General features: G+C 40.0%; 24 protein-coding genes and 2 riboswitches. Of the genes, 4 read left to right on the top strand and 20 right to left on the bottom strand.

Features of this window, described 5'->3' with window-relative positions; genetic code table 11:
* Positions 1-4 precede the first annotated feature (4 nt).
* The 20 genes from AC2CGN_RS13255 to AC2CGN_RS13160 all read right to left on the bottom strand — a co-directional run bounded on the left by AC2CGN_RS13255 (position 5) and on the right by AC2CGN_RS13160 (position 19,327).
* The gene (locus AC2CGN_RS13255; RefSeq protein WP_484514295.1) at positions 5-235 is read right to left on the bottom strand and encodes an acyl-phosphate glycerol 3-phosphate acyltransferase; all 231 of its coding nucleotides are present in this window, start codon (positions 233-235) and stop codon (positions 5-7) included.
* An 89-nt stretch (positions 236-324) separates the two neighbouring features.
* On the bottom strand, positions 325-2,319 hold the full coding sequence (locus AC2CGN_RS13250) for a methyl-accepting chemotaxis protein (protein WP_484514293.1): 1,995 nt from the start codon (positions 2,317-2,319) through the stop codon (positions 325-327).
* A gap of 360 nt (positions 2,320-2,679) precedes the next feature.
* Entirely contained in the window at positions 2,680-3,612 is a 933-nt protein-coding gene (rnz, locus tag AC2CGN_RS13245; RefSeq protein ID WP_429982193.1) for a ribonuclease Z, read from the bottom strand.
* 97 nt (positions 3,613-3,709) lie between these two features.
* The gene (locus AC2CGN_RS13240; RefSeq protein WP_429982194.1) at positions 3,710-4,546 is read right to left on the bottom strand and encodes a class I SAM-dependent methyltransferase; all 837 of its coding nucleotides are present in this window, start codon (positions 4,544-4,546) and stop codon (positions 3,710-3,712) included.
* Entirely contained in the window at positions 4,543-6,042 is a 1,500-nt protein-coding gene (locus AC2CGN_RS13235; protein ID WP_429982195.1) for a cobyric acid synthase, read from the bottom strand. The genes AC2CGN_RS13240 and AC2CGN_RS13235 overlap by 4 nt, the downstream gene beginning before the upstream one ends.
* A gap of 66 nt (positions 6,043-6,108) precedes the next feature.
* A complete protein-coding gene (locus AC2CGN_RS13230) occupies positions 6,109-6,645 on the bottom strand; it encodes a cob(I)yrinic acid a,c-diamide adenosyltransferase (protein ID WP_429982196.1) in 537 nt (178 codons plus the stop codon).
* 14 nt (positions 6,646-6,659) lie between these two features.
* Positions 6,660-7,220 (bottom strand): nitroreductase family protein, encoded by a 561-nt coding sequence (locus tag AC2CGN_RS13225; protein ID WP_484514290.1) that lies wholly within the window; start codon positions 7,218-7,220, stop codon positions 6,660-6,662.
* Positions 7,221-7,243: 23 nt separating this feature from the next.
* The gene (gene cobA / locus AC2CGN_RS13220) at positions 7,244-8,011 is read right to left on the bottom strand and encodes a uroporphyrinogen-III C-methyltransferase (RefSeq protein ID WP_283868497.1); all 768 of its coding nucleotides are present in this window, start codon (positions 8,009-8,011) and stop codon (positions 7,244-7,246) included.
* Complete coding sequence (locus AC2CGN_RS13215) at positions 8,011-8,646, bottom strand: precorrin-2 dehydrogenase/sirohydrochlorin ferrochelatase family protein (RefSeq protein ID WP_484514288.1); 636 nt, start codon at positions 8,644-8,646, stop codon at positions 8,011-8,013. The genes cobA and AC2CGN_RS13215 overlap by 1 nt, the downstream gene beginning before the upstream one ends.
* Positions 8,639-10,006, bottom strand: coding sequence for a cobyrinic acid a,c-diamide synthase CobB (locus tag AC2CGN_RS13210; RefSeq protein ID WP_484514286.1), 1,368 nt, complete (start codon positions 10,004-10,006; stop codon positions 8,639-8,641). Before AC2CGN_RS13210 ends, AC2CGN_RS13215 begins: the two co-directional genes overlap by 8 nt.
* Before the next feature lie 11 nt (positions 10,007-10,017).
* A complete protein-coding gene (locus tag AC2CGN_RS13205; RefSeq protein WP_484514284.1) occupies positions 10,018-11,139 on the bottom strand; it encodes a cobalt-precorrin 5A hydrolase in 1,122 nt (373 codons plus the stop codon).
* On the bottom strand, positions 11,132-11,917 hold the full coding sequence (cobM, locus tag AC2CGN_RS13200; RefSeq protein WP_283868501.1) for a precorrin-4 C(11)-methyltransferase: 786 nt from the start codon (positions 11,915-11,917) through the stop codon (positions 11,132-11,134). Before cobM ends, AC2CGN_RS13205 begins: the two co-directional genes overlap by 8 nt.
* The gene (gene cobI / locus AC2CGN_RS13195) at positions 11,917-12,624 is read right to left on the bottom strand and encodes a precorrin-2 C(20)-methyltransferase (protein WP_484514282.1); all 708 of its coding nucleotides are present in this window, start codon (positions 12,622-12,624) and stop codon (positions 11,917-11,919) included. The genes cobM and cobI overlap by 1 nt, the downstream gene beginning before the upstream one ends.
* Positions 12,617-13,837 carry a precorrin-6y C5,15-methyltransferase (decarboxylating) subunit CbiE gene (gene cbiE / locus AC2CGN_RS13190; protein ID WP_484514280.1) on the bottom strand — a complete coding sequence of 407 codons (1,221 nt, stop codon included), beginning with the start codon at positions 13,835-13,837 and terminating at the stop codon, positions 12,617-12,619. Before cbiE ends, cobI begins: the two co-directional genes overlap by 8 nt.
* On the bottom strand, positions 13,794-14,927 hold the full coding sequence (locus AC2CGN_RS13185) for a cobalt-precorrin-5B (C(1))-methyltransferase (RefSeq protein WP_429982203.1): 1,134 nt from the start codon (positions 14,925-14,927) through the stop codon (positions 13,794-13,796). Before AC2CGN_RS13185 ends, cbiE begins: the two co-directional genes overlap by 44 nt.
* Positions 14,927-15,586 (bottom strand): precorrin-8X methylmutase, encoded by a 660-nt coding sequence (locus tag AC2CGN_RS13180; protein WP_286926075.1) that lies wholly within the window; start codon positions 15,584-15,586, stop codon positions 14,927-14,929. Before AC2CGN_RS13180 ends, AC2CGN_RS13185 begins: the two co-directional genes overlap by 1 nt.
* Before the next feature lie 12 nt (positions 15,587-15,598).
* Positions 15,599-16,360 (bottom strand): precorrin-6A reductase, encoded by a 762-nt coding sequence (gene cobK / locus AC2CGN_RS13175; protein WP_369593118.1) that lies wholly within the window; start codon positions 16,358-16,360, stop codon positions 15,599-15,601.
* Positions 16,357-17,265 carry a sirohydrochlorin chelatase gene (locus AC2CGN_RS13170; protein ID WP_484514278.1) on the bottom strand — a complete coding sequence of 303 codons (909 nt, stop codon included), beginning with the start codon at positions 17,263-17,265 and terminating at the stop codon, positions 16,357-16,359. Before AC2CGN_RS13170 ends, cobK begins: the two co-directional genes overlap by 4 nt.
* Positions 17,266-17,279: 14 nt before the next feature.
* Entirely contained in the window at positions 17,280-18,950 is a 1,671-nt protein-coding gene (gene cobJ, locus AC2CGN_RS13165; RefSeq protein ID WP_484514276.1) for a precorrin-3B C(17)-methyltransferase, read from the bottom strand.
* Between the two features lie 5 nt (positions 18,951-18,955).
* Complete coding sequence (locus tag AC2CGN_RS13160) at positions 18,956-19,327, bottom strand: (2Fe-2S) ferredoxin domain-containing protein (protein ID WP_313373222.1); 372 nt, start codon at positions 19,325-19,327, stop codon at positions 18,956-18,958.
* Positions 19,328-19,464: 137 nt separating this feature from the next.
* A riboswitch (cobalamin riboswitch) is annotated at positions 19,465-19,647 on the bottom strand.
* Positions 19,648-19,894: 247 nt separating this feature from the next.
* Positions 19,895-20,079, top strand: a riboswitch (cobalamin riboswitch).
* Between the two features lie 135 nt (positions 20,080-20,214).
* Between AC2CGN_RS13160 and AC2CGN_RS13155 the strand changes: the two genes are divergently transcribed.
* Genes AC2CGN_RS13155 through AC2CGN_RS13140 form a run of 4 tightly spaced genes read left to right on the top strand, consistent with a single transcriptional unit; the run spans position 20,215 to position 22,847 of the window.
* The gene (locus AC2CGN_RS13155) at positions 20,215-20,961 is read left to right on the top strand and encodes an energy-coupling factor ABC transporter permease (protein WP_484514274.1); all 747 of its coding nucleotides are present in this window, start codon (positions 20,215-20,217) and stop codon (positions 20,959-20,961) included.
* Position 20,962: 1 nt separating this feature from the next.
* Positions 20,963-21,235: an energy-coupling factor ABC transporter substrate-binding protein gene (locus AC2CGN_RS13150; RefSeq protein ID WP_429982207.1), complete on the top strand. Its 273-nt coding sequence runs from the start codon at positions 20,963-20,965 to the stop codon at positions 21,233-21,235.
* 2 nt (positions 21,236-21,237) lie between these two features.
* A complete protein-coding gene (gene cbiQ, locus AC2CGN_RS13145; RefSeq protein ID WP_283868512.1) occupies positions 21,238-22,008 on the top strand; it encodes a cobalt ECF transporter T component CbiQ in 771 nt (256 codons plus the stop codon).
* Entirely contained in the window at positions 22,008-22,847 is an 840-nt protein-coding gene (locus tag AC2CGN_RS13140; protein WP_429982208.1) for an energy-coupling factor ABC transporter ATP-binding protein, read from the top strand. Before cbiQ ends, AC2CGN_RS13140 begins: the two co-directional genes overlap by 1 nt.
* The last annotated feature ends 183 nt before the right edge of the window (positions 22,848-23,030 follow it).

Genomic DNA, 23,030 nt, shown 5'->3' with positions numbered 1-23,030 from the left:
TCATTTACATATGTCCAGCACGAATTTTCTTTACTATACTAAAGGTTGTGTAGGCTGCAGCAGGTGCAAGTACAACAATAAAAATAAGCCAAACTGTTAAATTATCTGTAGCTTTTAACGTTTCATAATTTGTAATAACAAAAATGATAAGACCAAAAAGTAATAAATAGCTCAGCACATTCGGAAAAATTACAATTAATCGTAAAAGTGCTGGTGGCATTTTTTGCTGATTCATATAAACCACTCCCCTTTCACTTCATTATACGAAAATCATCTAGTAACTTCACTATATTTCTTGTTTATACCAAATGTTTGTCAACTATTTTAAACCTTATATCTTCCTGCTGAATGTTGTAAATTCTCTGCGGTTGTATTTAGCCTATCGATAATCGATGTCATTTTATTCATGCTCGTAGTTTGAACTTTAGCCTTTTGGGCAACTGCCTCAACACTTTCTGACGTCTGTTTTGCCAGTAATGAAACGTCTTCCATCGTAGCCGTCACTTCCTCTGTACTTGCTGCAATTTCCTCAGTAGAACTTGACACTAAATCTACCTGCTCCGCTAATACTTGCACATCGTTCGTAATGCCTTCAAAAGAATGCTGTGCTTCATGGACAATGACACGACCTGCTTGTAGAACATCTGCAGTTGAATGGATAACAGATACAATATTAGCTGTCTCTCTTTGAACATTTATCACAACTTGAGATATTCGATCAGCCGCTCCTTTTGAATCCTCAGCCAATTTGCGGACCTCTTCTGCCACTACAGCAAATCCTTTCCCTGCCTCTCCAGCACGTGCTGCTTCAATAGACGCATTTAACGCCAATAAATTTGTTTGATCTGAAATGCCAGTAATTACATTTGTAAATTCACCAATCATGCCAGATAATTTTTCTAATTCATGTATACTCTCAACGGAAAGATTTGTTTTATCATGAATTTGTACTAATTGGTTTTGGAGATTATTCATTATTTGCAAACCATTACTTGCATTTTCTTCTGTATTACGAGAAATAGTAGATATTTCAGCGATTGATTCTGAAATATGCTGAATACTACGTGCCAACTCCTCCATAGAATGTGCACTATCTTCCGTATTTTTTTGCTGGTGAAACGAGGCCTGAGCAACCTGACTAGACTCTTCCTGTATCGTTTCAGATGAATGAAGTGTTTGATGTGCATTCTCTTGAATTATGTATGTTGCCTCTTTAATTTGACTTGCCTCTTGTTTAAGGTCACGCATTATAAATTGAAAATTTTCCATCATACCGTTACACGATGCGACTAACTGACCTATTTCATCTTTAGCGTTGACGTTGATGCGTTTGGTTAAATCGGCTTCACCTTTGCTAATTTCTTCTAAGGAGTTGCGAACACTTAAAATACGAGTGACCTGCCTTGAAATGGATATACCTGTTGTTAAAAAAATAACGCATACAACGATAAGTGAGGCAACAATTGTCCCCATTAAAATATGTGAAAGCACTACATTAGAAACAACTACAGCTAAGTAGGTGCCATTTGATAGAGGTTTGACATATTGTGTAACACGAGTACCATCATATTTACCTGAAAACTCAGCAGCATCAGATGATGAAAATTGTGCTGGCGAGAAGCCAATAGATTCAAGATTTTTATCTGCCGTGGCTGTAATGGTCTCACCTTTGTCACTCACAATAGCTGCAAATAGAACGGTCGAGGATAAATATTTATTTAGCTCGTTTATATAATACTCACTTCCAATGCTCTCCTCTAAATCTAATAATTGCTGTCCATGCCGTGCTACTTGCACAATCTGTGGATTTGCTGGATTCCAACTACTCACACCAACAAATTTAAAGAATTTATCATCCACATCACGAATTTGTGCCTTTTGTACAATTTCTTTGGCACGCCCATCTAAAAGCTGCATATATTCTGCTGCCTGTCCGTTTGGATCAGAGCCGAAGTTAAAGTCAACTGTTGGTGCCACAGAAGTGACAGTTGTATTTCCTTTATCATCTGTACTCCATATTTCATCCATGCCTCCACGCTCAGTAATAGCCTTTAAATCTTCATATGTTGCACCCTGATTAATAATATAAGAAGCCATGACTGACTCAGCAATCATTTCCTTTTCCATGATTTCTTCTGCTTTTTCTCTTGATTGAATAGCGCCCTCAATCCCCATAACAATAGAACTTGCAAGCGCCTCCCCATTATTTTTTACACTTTTGTATGTTGCCTGATAAATATAAATAGAAAAAGCACCAATTATTACGACAACAATCATCATAATTTCTAGTAGCATTTTCCATTTCATAGATTTCCCCATATTTCTCCCCCTAAAACATACTATTATTTCCATTTCATCATACAATATCAATTCAAACGGTTTCATTATTTTTTTATTAAATCTAGAATAATAATTTTCTAGGTAAAATAAATTGTCACAATTTTGTAATAAACATTCTCATTTTTTAGCTATAAAAAAATCTAAATAGTTTGGGCTATTTTATATTTAGAGCTAAGTATTTTAATGAAGTGAATAAATTCAATTAAATTCTGAGCTATTGGGAGTTATTTAATAAAGATATTCGACATGAGTTTTTACCTAGATTTATCTTAATGAATAGTAAAAAGCACCTTTAAATGAAACTTCATTCAAAAGGTGCTTCCTCGTTTTTATATTATATTAAAATAATTTATTATTATGCCATGTATACACTTCTTGATCAGATGTAAGAGCAGTTTGAGGAAAAATCGCCTGTGCCTCTGCTAAAAGCATTGGTAGATCCTGCGGCATAAAACGTGCACTCAAATGGTTCAATAGTAAAAATTTCACATCTGCTTGTTGTGCAATTTTAGCTGCCTCAACGTTTGTAGAATGTCCATAGCTTGCTGCTAAATCAGATGTAGTGCCATCAAACGTAGCTTCATGAATAATAATATCGGCTTTATTTGCTAATAACACTGACTCCTGACAGTATTTTGTATCGCCTAAAATAGTCAGTGTAAAGCCTTTTTTGGGCGGAGAGACAACATCTTTCGCATGAATAATTGTGCCATCTTCAAGCTCTACATCTTTCCCACCTTTTAATTGTCCTAGTAAAGGACCTTTAGGAACACCAAAAGCCTGCACTTTTTCCATTAACAATTCACCTGGCAAATCTTTTTGCTCAATCCGATAGCCAAAGCATGGAACAACATGTTGAAGCTCCCCTGCACTTACCTTAAAATGTGCATCCTCATAAATTACACCCTCATGAACCTCAATAAACTGTATTTCATATGTTAAATGAGTCTTTGATAAGGAAAACGTTTGCTCAATCCATTGCTGTAAACCCTTTGGACCGAATATTGTTAATGGCTCATCCCCACCCTGAAATGATCGAGAGCTTAGAAAGCCTGGTAAACCGAAAATATGATCACCATGTAAATGTGTAATAAAAATTTTTGTAACTTTACGTGGTTTTAGAGATGTATGCAAAATTTGATGCTGGGTCGCCTCTCCACAATCAAACAGCCACATTTCTCCTGTTTCATCCAAAAGTTTTACCATCAGTGCACTTGTATTACGTTCCTTTGAAGGCATTCCTGCGCCTGTTCCTAAAAAATGTAGTTGCACATATGCCACCTCTCTTCTGTGTCTATCGCTTTATTGTACCTTATCGTTAACAATAAGAAAAACCTTTGGTAACAAGCTTTCTCCAAAGGTTTGAAAATTATTTCGGCTCCCATGATACAAGGGCCGCATGAAAATCATGGCGATAATAATAACGACCATTCTTTTCTTCAATAAAGGGCTTAAGCGACTCCTCAACATGCGCTCTATCAAATGTAGTATTTAGTATTTTTTTACTTTGAGTCGTGACAAGCTGCTCGTAGCTTTCATAGTCATAGACTCGTTCTAATGGTATAATTTTACAATCTGCATAAATATCCATTTCATATAACAAATTCAAAAATTCTATATAGTCTCTTCTTGGAAATTTAATATCATAGCCATACTTTTTGTATAAAGTCTCATAATGAGGTTGAATTGGTCCTGTTGTCATGCCAATAATCGCACGCTTTTTAGCAAGTCGATTCATCTGGTAAAGGGCCGATTTTATTTCATACATACGATAGAAACAATTGACGCCAATGACGATATCGTGAGCTGCCACCTCATTCTCAGCAAGGCTTTCCCATTTTGCATGAATATAAGAGACATGTTGGTGTTCCTGCATGCAATTTTGTAGATAGCTTAGGATGCTATCCGAACTATCTACACATGTTAGCTGTCTCACATTTTCTGCTAGCGGAAAAGTATAATTGCCCCAGCCTGGACCAATTTCCAATACAGAGTCCTCTGGTTGAATAGTCTTTTTTATTTCTTGAAAAATCTTTGCGGCATAGGGATCTGTCTGTCCCGTTTTTTTACGTGTAATGGACTGTGCCCAGAATTGCTCTTCCAGCTGATCATCGACCATTCTTTCAGGCATTTGTCCATGCCAATCCTTCATACCTTCCTGCCATAATGCCTCATAATCAATGGCTAATGGTCCTTTTCTTGTCATACAGATACCTCTATATTCATGATTTCGTATATTTTTTTTATATCGAGATTCGCACGAACATGCTTAGCGAGCATATTATAGGCATCTTCCCGACGCTCTGCATCACTTTTAACATCACCTGCTAAAGCAGGTAGCCCTTTTTTTATACGCAAATCATTGATAAGTTGTCGTGTAAAGTGACGGTTATGGAATAGGCCGTGAAAATAAGTACCTATTACTTGCTCATCAGCACTTACTGCACCATCTACCCGCCCATCGGCTAATTGTAAAAATGGTGACACTTCATCACGCAAGATCCTTGTTCGTCCAAGATGAATCTCATAGCCAGAAAATGTATCCTGACCTCTTGTTCCAGTCATTTGCACCGTTTTTTTATCTCCAACGAAAACTGTTTCCATTGGCAATAATGCTAGCCCCAGCGCTGAATCTCCGCTTCCTTCTACAGCCTCTGGATCTAATAATGTTTCGCCAAGCATTTGAAAGCCACCACATATGCCAATAATTTTTGTTCCTTGCTGACGTAAGTTACTAATTGCTTGATCGAAGCCCTGTTCCTTTAACCAAGCTAAATCATCTATCGTATTTTTTGTCCCGGGTAGTATTAGTAAATCAGGCGTACCTAGCTCTTGAACGTTACCAATTAAACGAACTCCGACCTCTGGCTCATCAAAAAATGGGTCTACATCTGTAAAATTTGAAATACGCGGCAAACGAATCATTGCTACATCAATGGCGAACTCTCCAGGTTTAGGCTTTTTAAAGCGCAGAGCAGATAATGCGAGGGAATCCTCCGCCTCAATATTGACATCGACATATGGCACCACACCCAAAACAGGAATGCCCGTTTCACGTTCTACCCATTCAATACCATCATCTAGTAATTCTCGCAAGCCTCTAAATTTATTAATAATGAGCCCCTTTACACGAGCGCGCTCTGCCTCATCGAGCAATGCAAGTGTCCCCACTATGGATGCAAAGACGCCACCTCGATCAATATCTGCAACTAGCACAACTGCTGCATCTGCTAAATGGGCCATTCGCATATTTGCAATATCACGATCTTTTAAATTGATTTCTGCAGGACTGCCTGCTCCTTCAAGTACAATGACATCATATGTATTTTGCAAAGTTCGTACAGATTTTTCTACAATGGGCATTGCTTCCTGAACAAATTGATTGCGGTAGCTTTTGGCGTCCATATTTAAAAAATGCTTACCATGCACTATGACTTCAGATACCATATCCTGCTTCGGTTTTAGCAGTATAGGATTCATATCTGTCGTAGCAACAATACGTGCTGCCTCTGCCTGTACTCCCTGTGCACGACCAATTTCGCCGCCATCTTGTGTCACGAATGAATTAAGTGCCATATTTTGTGATTTAAAGGGGACTACCTTTAGTCCATCATCTGAGAAAATACGGCATAGCGCAGTACAAATCATACTTTTTCCTACATCTGAAGCTGTTCCTTGAATCATGATTGATTTTGCTGGCATCATCTTTTCCTCCATCTTAATAATTGAAGCTGGTATTTACACAGATTTCTGCTGCTTTTTATATGCTTAAAATTCAAGACCTTTGACAGCTGGAATACCCTCATCATAATAGTGTTTTGTCGCCTCAATTGTTGAAACTAAATCTGCCATGGCAATAAGTGCTGGATTTGCACTGCGTCCTGTTACGACTAAATGCATGGTAGAAGGGCGCTGTTGTATGGCTTCAATAACTTCTGCTAAGGGTAGCACATCATCAATTGGAAATTTTGTGATAGCCAGTGCATTGTTCAGCTCATCTAATACAAGTAAATCAATCGTGTCGTCCTGCAGGGCAGCTTTTGTTTTCTTCCATGCCTTTGCTAAAGCCGTACGATGCTCTTCTGGCGTTTTTGTCCAAGTAAAGCCAATACCCAGCTGCTCCATTTTCACGCCAAGCTTACTTAGGGCAATTTGCTCTCCATATGTACGCTCTGGTGATTTAATAAATTGCATATAACGTACATTCAGCCCTCTTCCAACCGCGCGTAATGTGACGCCAAGAGAGGCAGTTGTTTTGCCCTTTCCTTCCCCTGTATAAACCAAAAACAAGCCTTTTCTTGCCATTTTTTAAGCCTCCCTTAAAGCCATGTTGTTTTTTCCTCAAATGGGGTACGCTTCTTGTCTTTAAGCTCCTGCTCCTCTGGATAGCCTATAAAAATAGTACCTACTACTTTTTGCGTTTGACCTGCTCCAATAAAGTTATGCATTCTTTCATCATGAACAAGCCCCACACCACGTGTACGCCAGACAAAGCCAAGTCCTAGCTCCTCTGCAGCAAGCCACATGGACATAATTGCACTACAAACAGCAAAGACGTTATCCTCTGTTGCATCAGCATCATCTTCCACAATATCTGCTGTCACCACAATGGCAACAGGTGTCGTTTGCACAACTTTCAATGAGCTTTCTACCAAATTTGGCTTAGTTGGAAAGCGTTCTAGTAAATAAGCATTTGCCATTTCCTCATAACGTTTCATGGCATCATCTTGGATGACATAAAAATGCCAAGGCTCACGCATACGGTCGTTTGGTGCATAAGTGGCTGCTTGTAAAATTTGTTCAATTTTCTCTTTCTCAACTGGCTGTGTTGTATAATTACGAATTGCTCGACGATTTTTTAATGCCTCTATTATAGTCATGCGGTTCCCTCCAATTGAATCTTCTACGAAAAAGCAAGTCCCTGCTCTTCAAACCATTGAATTTTTTCTCGGACATTAACGACATCACCAACAATAATCATAGAAGGGTTATGATAGCCCTCTCGTTCAATAATGCTAGCAATTTCATCAAGTTGTCCTGTAATGGTACGCTGTTGATCTGTTGTGCCCCATTCAATGACAGCAACTGGGGTAGATGCCTTACGACCATGCTCAATTAATTTTCTAGAAATATAGGCAATATTGCCAACACTCATATAAAAGGCCACTGTATCAATGCCTGTTGCGAGTGCAGACCAGTTTAAAAAGTCTTGTCCCTTTTCTTCACGGCCATGACCTGTTACGAGTGCAAAGCTTGTTGCAAAGTCCCGATGTGTAACAGGAATACCTGCATATGCTGGGGCAGCAATTCCTGCTGTTATGCCAGGTACGATTTCATAGGCAATTCCATGATTTTTTAATACCTCGGCTTCCTCAGCACCGCGACCAAAAACAAATGGGTCTCCCCCCTTTAATCGTGTGACAATTTTGCCCTCCTGCGCTTTTTCAACAAGTAATGTATGAATCTCGTCTTGAATAAGGTGATGCTTGCCAGGTAATTTACCACAGTACACAAGCTCCGCATCCTTTTTCGCAAATTCTAGCAATTTAGGATTCACAAGACGATCATAGGCAATAACATCTGCCTTCTGAATACATTCAAGCCCATATACTGTAATAAGCTTGGGGTCTCCTGGTCCAGCCCCTACTAAATACACCATTCCATCCTTCATTATGCTTCTCCCATCAGTAATTGTTGTAAGTAGGCTTCACGTCTATCCATCTCACCTCGACGTGTCCATTCTAGTAAGTTTGGTTCTAGTAATGCCTGTAACGCGGCTCGTCTTTGCTGACCTTTTTCAAATTTTGCAGCAATCATTAATCGTGCCTGTTGTAAAAAGCATACGTAGTCATCATAAATCTCATCAAATTGTTCTTCGAGATCGGCTTTAATTTTTCTTGCTAATGCTGGACTAGCACCTGATGTTGATACCGTGAGCACTAAAGGACCCCGACGAACAGTTGCTGGTGTAATAAAATCACTCTCAGCTTGTGCATCCGCACGATTAATAAGCTGCCAATGCTGAGCAGCTTCTTGAACAGCCTCATTTACTGATGTATCATTGGTCGCGGCAATAATCAGTGATGCATCATCTAAATCACGTGGTTCAAATTCTTTTTCACGCCATGTAATTTTCCTTGCTTCCACAAGTGGGAATAATGAGTCATCTAGTGTTGGACTCACGACAACAATATTTGCTTTAGCTGGAATCAAAGATGCAACCTTCTGCGTTGCTACATGTCCGCCTCCAACAATTACTACGGTTTTGTATTCAATATTGATATGAATTGGAAAATAATTAGTCATGATTTTTCACCTTCTTACAAGCTGATAGCCAATTGTCAACAAGCTTTGGGTTTGATACGAAATGAAAATGTGTATAGCCAGCTACTAGATTTCCTTCTTGATAGCCCTCCTGCTTTTTCCCAAAACGACCTTTTGTTTGATAGGCAGGCGTATTATGAGAGCCGTTATATGTTGAATAGTGGAATTCATGTCCTTTAGCTTCTTCGTCTGTACCTATTAAGAAATTATGTTGAGTGCCATAAATTTCACGGTAGCCAAGAGCTGCTAGCTTTGTTTGCATGGTAACTTCACCAGGAATAACACCTACCATATCAAAACGAATACCATCATTATTTGAAATAGCCTCTGTCAAATACATAAAGCCCCCACACTCCGCTAATGTTGGTAAACCTTTGGCAATTGCTTCACGAATCGAACTTTTGGCTTCTACATTGTTCGCCAGTGTTTCCGCAAATTCCTCTGGGAAGCCCCCGCCAATATATAGCCCATCAGCCTCAGCAGGCACAGCTTCATTGGCAAGCGGTGAGAAAAATTGTAGTGTTGCACCTTTGGCACGTAGTAGCGCTAGGTTTTCTTCATAATAAAAATTAAATGCCGCATCCTTTGCAACAGCAATGCAAATGTTTTGCGATGGCTCTTTTGCAAATAGCTGTCCTGCTTCTTGTAGAACAGGAGCCTTTGTTAGGTTCAATAATTGATCTACATCTATTGTCTCTGCCATTAACGAACCTAGCTTCTCAAAAAATGAATCCAGTTCTCCACGTTCTATCGCAGGTACTAGTCCTAAATGGCGACTAGGGATATCAATTCCTTCCTCACGCTTTAAGTAGCCAATAACAGGGATACCACATTCCTGCTCAATCGCAGCTTTCGCAATCTCATAATGACCGACACTGCCAACCTGATTCGCAATCACCCCAACTATATTTGGCTTATCAGACAGCAGTTGGAAGCCCTTTACAACTGCCGCAACACTTCGGGCCATACTAGCACAATTAACAATTAAAATGACAGGGCTTTCTGTGATAACACTGATGTCTGCCGCAGAGCCTTCATCAGATAAAGGACTTTTACCATCATAGAAGCCCATAACACCTTCAATAATGGCAACATCTGCACCCATACTTGCGCGCGCAACAATATCTCGTACAGCTTCATGTGAAAACATCCAGCTATCAATATTCCGAGATACTCTTCCTGTTACGGCTGTGTGGTAGGTTGGATCTATATAATCAGGACCGCATTTAAAGCCCTGTACAACTTTCCCCTTATTTTGTAAAGCCTTCATCAATCCAATCGTGAAAGTTGTTTTACCTACGCCACTGCCCGTACCAGCCAGTACAAAACGATTTGTTTGCATGGACTTCCTCCTTAAAATAGTAATCTAGCAACAGAGATCGTAGCATTGCCTGATTTCTTCTTTTCTAAAATGAGCGCATTTACCTTAGCATAACGCATAGCAGCTGGTTCACTGACTCCATAAGCTCCTGTATATTTAAAAACTGTTTCCGAAGGGGAAGGGAAATCTATTTCGTTTAATTCATCCGGTGAATAGGTGACAAATTCCCAATCATAGTTTCTAGTAATGTCCAAGAAGCATTGCTCATCTTTCTTTAAATCTATTGTGCATAATGCCTTCACACTTTTTTTCGAAAGCTTTAGCTCAGCCAGCGTTTCATCAATAACTTGCTCAATTTCATCCAGAGTTGTCCCGCGATTACAGCCCATACCTAGTACTATTGATTTTGGTCGGTAAATCACACCATTTTCAAGCAGTACTTCTTCTTCAGGCTCTATCATGCGATCTGTAATTAGCAATGTCGCATGCGGCTTAGCCTTTATTGCCGCCTGTGTGGATGGATAAATTTTAATTTGTTCTGGCATTGGTGTATCACGCATCCACCAATCACGTTCACCCGTCTCCTGAACGATAGCAACATGCTCCTCATTCACAACAGATGCACTAACAGGTGTCAATTTATCTGCACTATCCCATACCCAACCAAAACGGGCACCAAATAAATCAACTGGAATCGTTTTTTGTACATCGGAAGCTGTTGTAATTATTGGATTGGCGCCTAGTGCAGCAGCTACTTCATGTGTCAGCTCATTGGCACCGCCTAAATGTCCAGATAATACACTAATTACATTTTCACCACGATCATCAATGACAACAACACCAGGGTCTGTTTTTTTATCATTTAGTATTGGGGCAATCATCCGTACAACTGCGCCTAGTGAAATGATTAAAATTAAGCCTTTATATTGCTTAAAAAGAGTTGGTAATAGCAAGCGCACAGTACCTGTAAACAGTTGTATATGCTTGTCTACTTCATCGCCCTGCTCAAATTTACTCATATAATATAAATCACTTGCCGCGAAGGTATGCTGCAATCGACGTCCAATTTGAACACCATGCTTGGTGATGGCGACTACAGCATAGGGATTTCGTTGATCAACCTCCGGTAAAACGCCCTCTTGTAATTCAATCACTTGTCTTCACACCTTTTCTAAAGCCATGTGTAAAGGTTGCATCATATAATTTCGAGCGATATTGATCCTTATCATGTATAGTTGGATCTAAAGCCCAGCCAGCTAAAATCATCGCATGTTTCCGAATACCGTTTACACGCATCGCTTCATCTAATTCAACTAGTGTTGTACGTACGATTTTTTGGTCTGGCCAAGATGCACGTTGAATAACAGCTACTGGTGTATCATCTGCCCAGCCTGCACTTTGTAGCTCTTTGACAATTTTTTTCGTTAAAGTTGCACTAAGGAATAGCGCAATTGTACAATGATGACTTGCTAAATCACGTAGTTTTTCAAATTCCGGTACAGGTGTACGCCCTTCTGCACGTGTTAAAATAAGTGTTTGCGTTAAATCTGGAATTGTTAATTCTGCACCAATTGCTGCCGCAGAAGCGAAGACTGAGCTCACACCTGGAATTACCTCATAGCCAATGCCTTCCTTCTTTAAAAGAGCTACCTGCTCCATAATAGCTCCGTACATGGCAGGATCTCCTGTATGCATACGAGCTACTACCTTCCCTGCATTAACACGATCCACCATAACAGCTACCATTTCTTCTAAATGCATACCTGCTGTACGGATTACCTCAGCATCTGGCTTAGCTTTTGCAATTAGGTCCTCATTGACTAAAGAATCTGTATACATGACCACGTCTGCCGTTTGTAGCATATGTAAGCCTTTCACTGTAATTAAATCTGGATCACCAGGACCAGCGCCGACAATATAGATTTTTTTCATTATTTACGCACCACCATTAATGTTAAATATTCTAGCTCGACACCGTCTAGCTCACGTACATCCCAAATAATTTCCTCGTCAGATGTTACCTTTGTGACAACTGAAGCTTTATCAAGTAAATCTAAATCTCGTAGCACCTGTAGCATTAGGTCAATAACCTTTGCCACTTTAATAAACACAACTGCATCATGACTTTCAATAGCTTCACGCATTGCATTATAATCATCATGAGCAGGTATAATGGCAACTTTGTCATCTCCATCCGCTAGTGCAATTCCTAAGCGTGATGCAGAACCATTAAATGAAGAAATACCTGGAACTGTACGGATTTCAACCTCTGGGTACTTGTCCTGCATCAGCTTCATCATATGAATAAACGTACTATATAATAGAGGATCTCCCTCTGTAACAAATGCGACGTCTTTACCTTCTTTCAATTTTTCATAAACAAGCTCAACAGATTTTGTCCATTCACGCTCTAATACAGCCTCATCCTTCGTCATCGGAAAAACTAGGCCTAGCATATCCTTTTCCTCTGGATTAATATAAACATCCACGATTCGATGTGCATAGCTTTTACTGCCTCTTAGCTTTTTTGGATAGGCAATAACTGGCGATTCCTGGATAACACGAAATGCCTTCACTGTAATTAATTCTGGGTCGCCAGGACCTACGCCCAAGCCATATAAAATACCAAGATTACTCATGATTCTCTTCCTTTCGATAAGCCGTAATAATATAAATAGGATTTAATGGAACAAAGCGTGTCATATCTAAGATTGGTTTACTGCGAGCAAGCTGTGCCTGTAAAATATCTACAGCAAGACCACATGCCTTAAATGCTTCCACTGCCTTATATAAATTTTCGATGGTTGCAGCATTTAGGACAATACGTCCATTTTGTTTTAATCGTTTACAACACAATTGCAATAATTCCACCATTTCGCCTCCTGTGCCGCCGATAAAAATGGCATCCGGATCAGGGAAGTTTTCAAGTCCTGCTGGCGCTTTACTATGAATTGCCGTAATATCGACACGGAACTTTTGCTGGTTTTGCAGGCAATTTTCTAAATCTGGAGCATTTTTCTCCACTGCAAACACTTGACCTTCTGGCGCAAGCTTGCCAGCCTCAATTGCCATTGAACCTGTACAAGTCCCAACATCCCAGATAATACTATCCTTTTGAAGCTGCATTGCCTGCAAACTTAATACACGAATTTCTTTTTTTGTGATTAACCCTTTATCTGGCTTACGCTGTGAGAATTCTTCATCATCAATGCCAAGTGCATAATGTTTTGGCTCTGAAATTTGCTGAAGAATAACGACATTTAAAGGAGAAAAATCAGCTTCTTCTAATTCATCAAGCGAATACCAGCCGAATCTTTCATTGGTACCTTGTAAGTTTTCCGCAACAAATGCTCGGTATTCCGTCATGTCAAAATGCTTTAAATATCGCGCTAGTGCATTCGGATTGTTTTCCGCATCTGTTAGAAGCGCCACTTTCTTTTTGCCATCAATACGCTGCGCTAAGCCCTTCATGGAGCGTCCATGAATACTCGTGACATAGGCATCCTGCCAGCTTTCCCCCATCTTTGCAAAGGCAAGTTGCACTGAGCTTATATATGGGTAAACCTCTATGTCTAGCTTTTTTGCTAAGTAACTGCCGATTCCATAAAATAATGGATCACCCGATGCTAGGATAACAGTATTTCTTGTTTCTTCAGATAATCTAGTAACAAGTGTAGAAAGGCCACCTTTAATCATTATTTTTTCGCCTTTAAAGGTCGGGAAAAATTCCAGAACACGCTCCCCACCAACAAGTACCTCACAGTCTTCAATCCACTGCCTATATTGCGGCAGCAAGCTTTCTAGTCCGTTATCCCCGATCCCAATCAATTTCATCGATCGATGCAATGTCATCAGCCCTTCCTAATAATTGTCCCTGCATCGAATAAATCGATGTGGAAAGCGTTAAACCGCCTTTAATATGGTGTAAGGAGGAGTAACAGCAAGCTTCACATAAATGATGGAAAAATGCATCATAGCCCTTTTCTGCCATAATTTCGCCTACCTGTGAAGCGGTATTGGCCTCCTGTACAGCAGCTATTGTGTCCTTGTCTGCACCTATATCTGTAGCCAGTTGTGCTAAAAAATTAAAATCTATCGGAGCACTTTTGGAATGCACCATCATCACACCTTGCGCCACTTTCGAGAATTTCCCCATCATGCCAACAAGAGAGACTCGCTTAATGCCGAGACGTTTACAGTGCTTTAACGTAAAGCCAACAAAATCGCCCATTTCAATAAATGCTTCCTCTGGTAGATTAGGGTATTGCGCCATTCCATACTTTTCACTGCGTCCCCCTGTTGTAATGACTAAATGCTCACAGCCAGCTGCCTTAGCAACGCTTATTGCTTGCACTATACTTGCCATATAAGCGGAACTCGAAAAAGGCACGACGGTTCCCCTTGTGCCTAAAATGGAAATACCACCTATGATCCCCAGACGACCATTTAAGGTCTTTTTCGCAATTTCTTCACCATCTGGGACAGAAATAATAACGTTGACGCCTCGCTTAATTTGAAAATCGTCAAGAACACCCTGTACAGTGCTATGAATCATTTTACGAGGTACGGGATTAATAGCCGCTTCTCCAACTGGGACAGGTAAGCCAGGCTTTGTTACCCGCCCGACACCAATCCCACCATCAAGATGAATGCCAGGTGTATCGGCCCAGCTCACCGTGCCAATAATAAGTGCTTTATGTGTAGCATCTGGATCATCCCCAGCATCCTTTATGGTTTCACAGCTTACCGTATTGTTTTCAAACGTACAATTTTCAATAGTAAAGGTTGCATCTCGCCCAATTGGCAAATGAATTGTACTAGTTTCCTGCTCTTCATTTGTAATTAGTGCTAGCAATGCTGCCTTTGCCACCGCAGTTGCACAGGCTCCCGTTGTATAACCGTGACGCATGTCCTTGGGATCCTTTTTCGGCTTCCGCTCCATTATTTTTTCGCCTGTTCATCCGCTAAAAGTGAAATGGCATTCAAAGCGGCAACCGTCACTGTACTACCGCCTTTACGGCCAACATTCGTAATATACGGAATACCTTCTAATTTTAATAATTCCTCTTTTGACTCTGCTGCAGATACAAAGCCAACTGGCATACCGATAATTAGATCTGGTTTTGCTAAGCCTTCTTTAATTAAACGGATTAACTCTAATAATGCAGTTGGTGCATTACCAATGGCATAAATTCCACCTTCATGTAATTTAGCAGCTTTTTGCATGGAGATAATAGCGCGTGTTGTATTTTGTTTTTTCGCTTCTACTGAGACATCTTCATCTGCGATATAGCAATGTAGATCCCCACCATGCTTTTGGAAACGTTTTTTTCCTGAGCCACTTTCGATCATTTGCACATCAGCAATCACATGGCGACCTGCAAGAATAGACTTGATACCTGCCTCAATTGCCCCTGGAGTAATAATAACGCTACGACCAAGCTCAAAATCAGCAGATGCATGAATAATACGACGAACAACCTTCCACTCATCCTCTGAAAAATCATGCTCGCCCATTTCTTCTGCTATAATTGAAAAACTGTAATCGTAAATTTTATCCGGATCTACCGTTAAAGGTTTGAAATCTGTTTTAAAATCCATCTGAATTGCCTCCTAAAGTGTGTGTTGTACTGCCTGTAGTACTTCTGTAAATGTAGAATATTGCTGGCCATACTTTATATTTGGTCTTGCAATTAATATTGTCTCAATGCCACATGCAAGTGCTGCCTCTAGCTTTTCATCCACTGAGCCAACCTTGCCACTTTCCTTCGTAATCATCAAGGTCACATCATATTGACGAAAGAGTGCTTCGTTTAATTCCTTTGAAAAGGGTCCCTGTATAGCGACTATGTCCCTTTGTGCCACACCAAGTGCCTCACATTTCTCCATGTTATCGAGTCTAGGTAGCATACGTGCAATCACTCTTGTATTCTCCAGACCATGTAAAACCTTCGTAAATGTCGCAAGCGTTTTACTGCCTGTTGTTAGCATTATGACACCACGTTTTTCTGCTGCTAAGTGAGCAGCCTCCTCATAATCTTTTACTACTGTTATAAGAGGATGAGAATAATGTTCATGCGCGCGTTCATAGCGAATATATGGTATATTTGCTTGCTCCGCTGCTGCCATGGCATTTTTTGAAGCTTCCTCAGCAAAAGGATGAGAGGCATCTACAACTAAACGATAGCCTTGTTCTGTCATAATTGCTGCCATTTCCTCAGCTGTTAACCGTCCAACTAAATGAGGTAGACCCACCTCAGCAAGGCTAGAGGCTGCAGACTCAGTAACAACTGTTGCTGTTACCTGATAGCCTGCTGACTGTATTTCAAGAGCTAAGTTTCTGGCATCACTTGTCCCTGCTAACATGAAAATCATTTCACAGACTCCTCTTCATGGTGGTGGTCATGTTCGTGATGATGATCATGGTGGTCGTGATCATGGTCGTGGTCATGATGGTGATGATGATGCGCATGACCATGCACTGCTGCATAAGCTCGATAGTTTTCTAAATCCTGCATACCTGTTGATGTCCCATTTACAGCCTGCTCAATACGCTCAAGTAGCACATTTTGCAAGCGTTCATGATACCCAAAATAGTCAGCAATTTGAATATCACACTCTGGAAATTTGTCGTTAAATTGTTGACACATACCATTCATGCGTTCCATTAGGATACCCGTGAATAAAAAGTATGGAAGCATAATGATCTTTTTAGCACCTAGCTTAACACAGCGCTCAATTCCCTCTTCGACACGAGGATCCGTTACCCCCATAAAGGCACTTTCTACATATTTCACAGGCAATTTTTCCCACAGCAGACGTGTAATTTTATAAAAGTCTCCATTTGCATATGGGTCACTGCCGCCTCGTGCAATTAATAATATAGCTGTATCCTGTTGCTCCTCTTCAGCATTGAAGCCGATTTCAGCTAAACGATCCTCTAAAATTGCAAATATCTCTTCATGGACACCGATTGTTTGACCATATGTGAATGTAATATGTGGATAATGTTCTCGCGCATGCTCAATTTCTGCCGGAATATGTAGCTTTGAATGTCCAGCATGAAGAAGAATGATTGGAATCACATGCACCTCTGTTGCACCCTTCTTGACACAGTTTGTTATACCCTCTTCAATGTTTGGAGAAGCAAACTCCAAGAAACACGTTTCTACTAAGAAGCTATCATCAATACGAGGTGCCATTTGCTCGATAAATGTACGCACCTCATCATTTCCTGCTGCTAAACGGCTCCCGTGGCCGACAAATAAAATTGCTTTCATCTCATTACTCCTCACTAGTCACCGCATGGAGCGGGCTCTACTTTTATTTTTGAAGACATGTCCTGATACGTAAAATGTAGAATCTTTTTCACACGCTTAAAATACTTAAACAAACGTTCATTTGGATGGGCATTTGCTTTATACTCTTCGATGATGTCCGTAATGAGCGGAATAAGTTGTTCAGGCTCTAGTCCCTCTACAACTGGCTGTGCAGCATGCGCTGTACGACCAACTGGCTTTGCCCCAATAAAAACATCGAACTTACTTTTACGATAAACGATGCCAATATCATCAAATACTGCTCGATAGCATGCCATACCACAGCCATTAAAGCCAATATTCAACGTTTTCGGTAAAGACATTCCGCCAAGCTGCTTCTGAATCTCCTCGGCATATGGAATCGAATCAGCCTTTTCCCCATAACAGAAGTCACAAGCCTTTAATGATAGTACATCCCCAATCGGAGCCAGTAAGAATCCAACCTCACGTAGCTTTGCTGTAATTTTTTCTGGCCCCGTTGTTGGAATTTTTAAATGGATTTGATGGTCTGGCGTGTATTCCATCGTTCCATCCTCCCCGACAACCTCTGCTAGCGTCATCATCTGTTGCGGGGTGAAAAATTTATTGGCTACTCCTGGGCTCACAGCTAACTCAAAGATAGATTCGATTTTTTGTTGCACAAGCTTGGGTGTTGCCTTTACCTCACTTGTTCCGTTGACCATCGCTAAGGCTGCTGTCGCCATCTCAAGTGAAGTTTTTTTTTGTTTCGGATTAGGAGAAATGGCTAAACTGGGTTCGATGCGATTAGCGTTGGGATCTGCCGCAAAGTCATTGCGTGCCTTCCCTGTTTCTTGATTCATTGCCCATGGTTCATTTTCTTCCCTTAAACGTTGGTGTGGACGTAATGGCTGCTTCTCCTCTCCAAGTGTGTATTTACGCTGATAGCCACGTGGTGTAATCATTTTATTATCATAGAAAAATGTTGATGAATTTCCGATAATAACCGTTGTCAGCATCCCAATATCATGCTCTAGCATTTCTGCTAAAGTTGTCATGGTAACCTCCTGACGGTCACGATAAGCGCTTTTAACAAGTCCCACTGGTGTATCAGGTGAACGATATTCTAATAAAATTCGTTGGGCCTCCACAATTTGTCTTGTACGTCGACCACTTTTTGGGTTATACAGTGCAATCACAAAATCCGCCATCGCTGCTGCTTCCACACGCTTCGCAATTAAATTCCAGGGTGTTAGGTGGTCACTTAAACTAATCGTACAAGCATCATGCATAATTGGCGCTCCTAGTAAACTTGCACATGAGTTGATAGCAGAAATACCTGGAACAATTTCTACCTCTACACCAGTTGCCTCCGTCCAACCAAGCTCGATTAATACCTCATACACTAAACCTGCCATTCCATATACACCAGAATCACCGCTGGAAATAACGGAAACAATATTCCCAGCCTCTGCTTGGCGTACCGCTTCCTGTGCACGAGATACTTCCTCCGTCATACCCGTACTAACAATGGATTTTGCATTCACTAAGTCCTGAATTAGCTCTACATATGTTTTATAGCCTATGATCATATCACTCTGTTGTAATGCCTCTACAGCCCGATGTGTAATATGATTAAAATCACCAGGCCCAAAGCCAACTACAAAAATCTTTCCTTTTTGCGCCATTTTTGTTACCCCTCTTTCACCTTTTCGATGCCTTTAATGGCTGTTGTTTGTGCTGTGCGCTGTAATGTGCCCTCACGAAGCGTAAAAACATGTTCATGGTGCAGTGACTCATGATGTAAATCCTGCACAAGTGCCCTCGCATGTTCAGTTGTTGGCACACGGTACCAATTCCCTTGCGGATAAGCAATGACAACACATGCATCCTTACATCTGCCATTACAACGTGTCCGGGTTGTATGTATTTTTTTATCAAGTGCCTGCAACTGTATCTCATCACGAATGGCTTGCGTAATTTCCTCTGCTTCTTTTTTCATACAGCTACTGCCATTGCAAATAAAAAGATGTGTCTGCATCCCCTCTAAATTCCAAGTAGTCATCGTTGTTCTCCCCTCAATACGTTTAGGAACAAGAAAAACCTTTACTCTAATCGAAGAGTAAAGGTTTTGTAGAAGCCAAATAAAGTCGAATAAGATAGGTATTCGCCTTTGCTTCAACTTCTCCCTCCGAAAAGTTTGCATGCATCATTCCATAAGCAGGTTTCCTGACTTAAGCTTCCATTTACTTTCGCGCCTTCCCAAGTTTGCACTAGTGGCATTTGCGATTTCATCAGCTATTACAGTAGCGGGGGCTGTATTGGACTTTCACCAATTTCCCTATTATCTTGAAAATATTCAAGCACTTATGTATGTTTTTATATCAAATTTGTATGTTTAACATGAATTTAAAACTGTCTCTATCATATCTTAAAATTTTAAAATTTCAATATTTCTCTCTAAAATTGTGACATTTTCATTAAAATTTCATCAAAAAATTCGTAGAAAAAAGAAAAATTTCTCTTTTATTTTATCAGAATTTTCTAGATTGTACCTCAATTTTAAAAATTTTTTTCTAAAAAAAGATAGCATCATGATGGAAAATTATGTTACACTTTGTCGTGAAATCTCACAACTTCATCTTTTTTCGGTGCGAAGTGCTTATCATTTCGCTTAAAAGGGAAGCCGGTTCAAGTCCGGCGCGGTCCCGCCACTGTACTAGGGAGTTTTATAGAGAATGTCACTGTCCAACGGATGGGAAGGCCTATAAAATGAGGAACTAAAGCCAGGAGACCTGCCGAAAAGAATGTGAACGTTTCAACCTACGAGGATAGGTGTGCGGCTTAGTAGAATCGAATTCTATTTGTTTTAGCTATGCACTTTTCCCTAAGGAGAAGTGTTTTTTATTTTTCGCACGCTAATTCAAAAACTATATGTAAGGAGGAGAAATTTTGAAATTCTCAGGCTGGAAGCTTAGTTATTTCTTATTGGCATTTTTATTTGTGCCAAATCGTGCATTCGCCATGCATATAATGGAGGGCTTTTTACCAATTGAATGGGCCATTTTCTGGTGGGTTGTATCTATTCCATTTATTATTTTAGGATTACGTTCAATTCGTAAAACGATCGATGCAAACCCTGAAACTAAAATGATTTTAGGACTATCAGGTGCCTTTGCCTTCGTCTTATCAGCATTAAAAATTCCGTCAGTAACTGGAAGCTGCTCGCATCCAACAGGAGTTGGACTTGGTACAGTTCTTTTTGGTCCATTAGCAATGAGTGTAATCGGAACAATTGTATTATTATTCCAAGCTTTACTTTTAGCGCATGGAGGGCTTACAACTTTAGGAGCAAATGCCTTTTCTATGGCAGTAGTTGGTCCAATTATTGCTTATTATGTATTTAAAGGCTCTCAAAAAATGGGTCTTTCATTTTCTGTAGCTGTGTTTTTAGCTGCTATGCTCGGTGACTTAGGTACATATATTGTCACTTCTGTTCAATTAGCTCTTGCTTTTCCTTCTGAGGTTGGTGGCTTTATGGCGTCATTCACAAAATTTGCAGGTATTTTTGCATTAACACAAATCCCTCTTGCTGTTAGTGAAGGGATTTTAACCGTAGTTGTGATGAACTTCTTGAAAAAATACAATGTGAGCGAATTAAAAGCATTACGTGTTTTTTCAACAAAGGAGGCACATTAGAATGAAAAAAAACTTATTACTGCTAGCTATCGTTGTGTTATTAGCAATTATCCCTCTATTCATTCAAAAGGGTGCAGAATTCGAAGGTGCAGATGGTGAAGCAGAGGCAGCAATCGGGGAAATAAATGCTGACTACGAACCATGGTTTGAAAGCATATGGGAACCACCAAGTGGAGAAATTGAAAGCCTATTATTTGCACTACAAGCTGCAATAGGTGCTGGATTTATCGGATACTTTATTGGCTTAATGCGCGGCAAACATAAAGAAGGTTAAGTATGTTACTCATTGATAAGTATGCATATATGAATAAGCTAGCGTCTGTTCATCCGCTAGAAAAAATGTTGTTTTCTTTTGGACTATTATTATTGTCGCTTATCATGAGAGATGAACGAATTTCACTCATTACATTTATTGTAATGAGTGCTTTTATCATTATAGGCGCTAAAATCCCTGTGAAATATTATTTAAAACTATTATTGTTACCCGGATTTTTTTTACTATCTAGCTTACTATCTATTCTAATTTCAATAGCTCCGGCGGCTAACGAATTACCTGCACATATTTGGGCATTTTCTTTCAATGATTGGACAATTTTTGTTGGCAATGCAAGCTTAGTTACAGCAAAGCAACTTTTTTTCATCGTTCTTGGCAGTGTCAGTTGTTTATATTTTTTAATCCTAACAACATCTGTACAGTCTATTTGTCATGTGTTACGACAATGTAGAATTCCTGCCTTGTTTGTTGAACTAGTGGAATTAACATACCGATTTATTTTTATTTTTTTAGACAGTATGCAAAAAATTCATCTTGCTCAGCAGGCACGACTTGGTTATCATTCACCTGCCCAGTGGCTACGCTCTATATCTATGCTTATTGCTGCATTATTTGCTGAAATGTTCCAACGAAGCCGCGAACTTAATAATGCCATGCAAGCACGAGGTGGCGAAACGGTCTATTGGCAGGAAAATGCAACCTATAGCATGAAAAACTGGCTAGGTATTGCAGCTATCTTACTATTCCTCATCGTGTACGGAGGGTTTTTCTAATGACGACAGACTTTTACTTTGAACTAAATCAGCTTTCTTATGCCTATGCAGATGGAACACATGCCCTAACAGATATTACACTCCAAATTCCGAAGGGCAAAAAAATTGCCTTACTTGGTCATAATGGAGCGGGAAAATCTACATTATTTCAGCATCTCAATGGCATTCTTAAACCAACTACTGGAACGATAGCCTTTTGTGGCAAGCAGCTACATTATAGTAGAAAAGCATTAAAAGAATTACGTCAACAGGTTGGCATTGTATTTCAGGATGCAGACAATCAGCTGTTTTCTGGTACAGTAAAGCAGGATATTGCATTTGGACCTTTGAACCTTGGCTGGACAACTACAAAAATAGAAGAAAAAATGGCTTGGGCAGTTGCACAAACAGAGGTGGAAGCATTACTCGATAAACCAATACATTTTTTAAGTGTGGGTCAAAAAAAACGGGTAGCCATGGCAGGCGTACTAGCAATGGAGCCATCTGTATTACTATTAGACGAGCCAACCGCAGGACTCGATAATTATTATGCTGCACAAGTTTTGCAATATTTAGCGAAATTAGAAAACGGAAATCGCACTATTTTATTGGCCACCCATGACATTCCATTAGCTTATGAATGGGCAGATCAAATAATCGTTATGGAAGGTGGAAAAATCATCTATAATGGGGACCCTGTTGAGATGTTTTATCAGGAGGATTTACTCCAACGTGCTCATCTGGAACGTCCCTGGGTCTTTGAAATGGCGCTTGCTTTACAAAGTAAAAAATTATTGAAGGAAAACATTAAGTTGCCTCGTTCAAAAGAGGATTTACAGAAACTAATTGAGCAAATTTAAGGGTTTGTATCTGAGCTGTTTTAAGAGAATTGAAGTACTTTGCTTTAGTACCCTAGCTTTTTCTGGGGGGATGTTAGCTCTTTGGCATCTACCTGAGTGAGTCTTAAGGGAAGCCGAGCTCTTTGACTTCACACCTGAGCGTATTTTGAGAGAAGCCGAGCTCTTTGGCTTTTCACCTGAGCG

This window comes from Lysinibacillus sp. DFXJR4, from assembly GCF_057196045.1.
The sequence above is the reverse complement of the archived record's forward strand: the minus strand, read 5'-3'. Positions and strand labels throughout refer to the sequence as shown.

What these genes read in the sequence shown, in the direction of transcription:
- AC2CGN_RS13150 (WP_429982207.1), top strand. Translation starts at nt 20,963, where the DNA reads ATGAAAAAAAACTTATTACTGCTAGCTATCGTTGTGTTATTAGCAATT.
- cobM (WP_283868501.1), bottom strand. Translation starts at nt 11,917, where the DNA reads ATGAAAAAAATCTATATTGTCGGCGCTGGTCCTGGTGATCCAGATTTA.
- cobA (WP_283868497.1), bottom strand. Translation starts at nt 8,011, where the DNA reads ATGAAGGATGGAATGGTGTATTTAGTAGGGGCTGGACCAGGAGACCCC.
- AC2CGN_RS13235 (WP_429982195.1), bottom strand. Translation starts at nt 6,042, where the DNA reads ATGCCAGCAAAATCAATCATGATTCAAGGAACAGCTTCAGATGTAGGA.
- AC2CGN_RS13140 (WP_429982208.1), top strand. Translation starts at nt 22,008, where the DNA reads ATGACGACAGACTTTTACTTTGAACTAAATCAGCTTTCTTATGCCTAT.
- AC2CGN_RS13240 (WP_429982194.1), bottom strand. Translation starts at nt 4,546, where the DNA reads ATGACAAGAAAAGGACCATTAGCCATTGATTATGAGGCATTATGGCAG.
- cobI (WP_484514282.1), bottom strand. Translation starts at nt 12,624, where the DNA reads ATGAGTAATCTTGGTATTTTATATGGCTTGGGCGTAGGTCCTGGCGAC.
- cbiQ (WP_283868512.1), top strand. Translation starts at nt 21,238, where the DNA reads ATGTTACTCATTGATAAGTATGCATATATGAATAAGCTAGCGTCTGTT.
- AC2CGN_RS13170 (WP_484514278.1), bottom strand. Translation starts at nt 17,265, where the DNA reads ATGAAAGCAATTTTATTTGTCGGCCACGGGAGCCGTTTAGCAGCAGGA.
- AC2CGN_RS13185 (WP_429982203.1), bottom strand. Translation starts at nt 14,927, where the DNA reads ATGGAGCGGAAGCCGAAAAAGGATCCCAAGGACATGCGTCACGGTTAT.
- cbiE (WP_484514280.1), bottom strand. Translation starts at nt 13,837, where the DNA reads ATGACATTGCATCGATCGATGAAATTGATTGGGATCGGGGATAACGGA.
- cobK (WP_369593118.1), bottom strand. Translation starts at nt 16,360, where the DNA reads ATGATTTTCATGTTAGCAGGGACAAGTGATGCCAGAAACTTAGCTCTT.
- AC2CGN_RS13210 (WP_484514286.1), bottom strand. Translation starts at nt 10,006, where the DNA reads ATGCAAACAAATCGTTTTGTACTGGCTGGTACGGGCAGTGGCGTAGGT.
- AC2CGN_RS13230 (WP_429982196.1), bottom strand. Translation starts at nt 6,645, where the DNA reads ATGGCAAGAAAAGGCTTGTTTTTGGTTTATACAGGGGAAGGAAAGGGC.
- AC2CGN_RS13160 (WP_313373222.1), bottom strand. Translation starts at nt 19,327, where the DNA reads ATGACTACTTGGAATTTAGAGGGGATGCAGACACATCTTTTTATTTGC.
- AC2CGN_RS13250 (WP_484514293.1), bottom strand. Translation starts at nt 2,319, where the DNA reads ATGGGGAAATCTATGAAATGGAAAATGCTACTAGAAATTATGATGATT.
- AC2CGN_RS13225 (WP_484514290.1), bottom strand. Translation starts at nt 7,220, where the DNA reads ATGACTATAATAGAGGCATTAAAAAATCGTCGAGCAATTCGTAATTAT.
- cobJ (WP_484514276.1), bottom strand. Translation starts at nt 18,950, where the DNA reads ATGGCGCAAAAAGGAAAGATTTTTGTAGTTGGCTTTGGGCCTGGTGAT.
- AC2CGN_RS13255 (WP_484514295.1), bottom strand. Translation starts at nt 235, where the DNA reads ATGAATCAGCAAAAAATGCCACCAGCACTTTTACGATTAATTGTAATT.
- AC2CGN_RS13215 (WP_484514288.1), bottom strand. Translation starts at nt 8,646, where the DNA reads ATGACTAATTATTTTCCAATTCATATCAATATTGAATACAAAACCGTA.
- AC2CGN_RS13180 (WP_286926075.1), bottom strand. Translation starts at nt 15,586, where the DNA reads ATGGATTTTAAAACAGATTTCAAACCTTTAACGGTAGATCCGGATAAA.